This is a genomic window from Sphingomonas sp. Ag1 (assembly GCF_000980895.1).
Classification (GTDB): domain Bacteria; phylum Pseudomonadota; class Alphaproteobacteria; order Sphingomonadales; family Sphingomonadaceae; genus Sphingomonas; species Sphingomonas panaciterrae.
In genome coordinates this window covers 1-2,245 of record NZ_LAZX01000030.1, presented here as the reverse complement: position 1 = coordinate 2,245, position 2,245 = coordinate 1, and the positions used below count along the sequence as shown (strand labels likewise).

The following is a 2,245-nucleotide window of genomic DNA, read 5'->3' as shown; positions in this document are numbered from 1 at the left end:
TGATGGGTTGGACGGCCCCTGCACCAGCGTAGCTGTGCGATGATGTGGTCGTTGAGCCACGTCTAGGAGTTGATCCATGCAGCAGGATGTCGTGACCGTCGGTGTCGATCTGGCGAAAAACGTGTTTCAGGTCCATGCGATCAGCGCTGATGGCAGGGTGTTGGTGCGGCGGCAGCTTCGGCGCGGCGAGGTGCTGAAGTTCTTCACATCGTTGCCGCCGTGCCTTGTCGGGATGGAAGCGTGCGCATCGGCGCACCATTGGGGTCGCGAGCTTCTGGCGCTAGGCCATGATGTCCGACTGATGCCGCCGGCCTACGTGAAGCCGTACGTGAAGCGTGGGAAGACCGACGCCGCTGACGCTGAGGCGATCTGCGAAGCGGTTACCCGGCCGACGATGAGGTTCGTTGCTGTGAAGAGCGTCGACCAGCAGGCCGTGCTGATGCTCCACAAGACCCGAGATCTACTCGTGCGACAGCGAACCGCGTTGATCAACGCCCTGCGAGCGCATCTTTCGGAGTATGGCATTGTCACCAGCAAGGGACCGGGCGGCGTTGCCGCGCTGATGAAGCTCCTCCACGAGGGGCAGGAGAAGCTGCCGGCGCATGCGCAATCAGCGCTGCATACCATCGGCGCTCAACTGCGCTCGCTGGCGAGTGAAGTTGACCGGCTCGAGTCGCAGATCCTCGCCTGGCACCGCGGCAATGACACCAGCCGGCGGCTTGCGACCATCCCCGGCATCGGTCCGATCACTGCTTCGGCAATCGCCGCCGCCGTGCCCGATGCATCGCTGTTCCGGTCGGGGCGGCAATTTGCTGCATGGCTTGGGCTCACACCGCGGCCCCATAGCTCAGGTGGCAAGGAGCGGCTTGGCGGCATAAGCAAGCAGGGCGACGGATATCTCCGTAAGCTGCTGGTCGTCGGCGCGACCGCGGTCATGCGCATGGCGCGCAAAGATGCGACCCGCCAGCCCTGGATCGCGCAACTCCTCGAGCGCAAGCCAGTGAAGATTGCGACGGTCGGACTGGCTAACAAGACAGCGCGCATCGCTTGGGCGGTGATGGCGCGCAAGGAGGTCTACGCGGCGGCTGCCGCGTGACCGCTGTCCTCGTCGTCCGCTGAAGCGGGCGGCAGGATGGTGTGAGGGCAGCTGAGTGGTGATGACAAACCGGTTAGACCGGGGATCGAACAAGCCCAGGGGAGCAGAGCGCTTCGAGCGCGATGACGTGATTAGGGATCCGATCCGCGGACTTCATCAGGGCCAGCAGCCATGCGGTGCTGCATGAACAGGCCGAACACATGGATGCACCCGACCGGTGCTCATCGCTGCACAAAAGCTCTTGCACCGCAGGGGCCGTCCACACATGCTCCCCAGAAACTCCGCCAGTTTGAGCTAGAGTTCGCCTTCGTGAGGAGATGGACGTGAAGAAGAGCAGGTTCAGCGAGGAGCAGATCATGGCGGTGCTGCGCGAGCAGGAGGGCGGGATGAAGACCGCCGATGTGTGCCGGAAGCATGGCATCAGCAGCGCGACGCTCTACCCGTGGAAGGCAAAGTATGGCGGCATGGACGTGTCGCAGGCGCGAAAGCTGAAGGTGCTTGAAGACGAGAACACCCGGCTGAAGCGGCTGCTGGCGGATGCCATGCTCGATAACGCCGTGCTCAAGGAGGCGGCAGCAAAAAGCTGGTGAAGCCTGCCGCTCGCCGAAGGGCTGTCGAGGAGGCTCGGCAGCGCTTCGGCATCAGCGAGCGTCGGGCATGCTCCATCTTCAGCGTGGATAGGCCGTCGGTGCGCTACGCGCCCCGGCGTAGTGATGATGGCGACCTGCGGTCGCGGTTGCGGGAGATCGCGGCCGAGCGTCGTCGCTTCGGCTACCGGCGGCTGGGGGTCATGTTGGCTCGCGAGGGGCTGGTCATGAACCACAAGAAGCTGCTGCGGCTGTACCGCGAGGAGAACCTGCGTGTCAGGCGTCGACGTGGCCGCAAGCGGGCGATGGGCACGCGAGCCCCCATGGCGCTGCCGCAAGGACCGAACCAGCGGTGGAGCGTCGACTTCGTCAGCGACACGCTGATTAGCGGCCGACGCATCCGCATCCTGGCGGTGGTCGACGACTTCACGCGCGAGTGCCTGGCGCTGGTGGTTGACACCTCATTGTCGAGCGCGCGTGTCGCTCGCGAGCTCGACGCCATCATCGCCGCTAGGGGCAGACCGCCGCTGATGATCGTCAGCGACAACGTCCTATGTTGGGA

General features: G+C 64.5%; 1 protein-coding gene and 1 pseudogene. Both read left to right on the top strand.

Annotated features, from left to right (window positions below):
* Positions 1 to 76: 76 nt before the first annotated feature.
* On the top strand, positions 77 to 1,096 hold the full coding sequence (locus tag XM50_RS00285) for an IS110 family transposase (protein ID WP_046406371.1): 1,020 nt from the start codon (positions 77 to 79) through the stop codon (positions 1,094 to 1,096).
* Positions 1,097 to 1,419: 323 nt separating this feature from the next.
* Positions 1,420 to 2,245, top strand: a pseudogene (locus XM50_RS19325) (IS3 family transposase); the annotation flags it as partial.